At 66.6% G+C, this 302-nt stretch carries 1 protein-coding gene; it reads right to left on the bottom strand.

Annotated features, from left to right (window positions below; genetic code table 11):
- Nucleotides 1–302: AMP-binding protein (locus ACXAID_RS28475; protein WP_475025483.1), on the bottom strand; the 302-nt coding region annotated here is incomplete at both ends.

The following is a 302-nucleotide window of genomic DNA, read 5'->3' as shown; positions in this document are numbered from 1 at the left end:
TGGTGGGGTTGTCGAGGTCGGTGGCGGTGATCTCGCGGAACGAGGCGTGCACGGTGGTTTCGGTGATGCCGTACATGTTGATCAGCCGGGGCAGGCGGGGGTGAGCATCACGCCAGCTCCGCAGCCGATGTGGCTCCAGCGCTTCGCCGCCGAAAACCACTGCCTCGAGCCCCAACTGATCGGCGGAGTCGGACCGGGCGGCGTCGGCGGTCTGCAGGGCGTAGAACGCTGAGGGGGTTTGGCTGAGGATGGTGATCTGTTCGCTGATCAGCAGGGCGTGCAGGTCTTCGGGTGAGCGGACC

It is taken from the genome of Mycobacterium sp. ABE4_509 (genome assembly GCF_056160785.1).
This window is presented reverse-complemented; position numbering and strand designations above follow the sequence as displayed.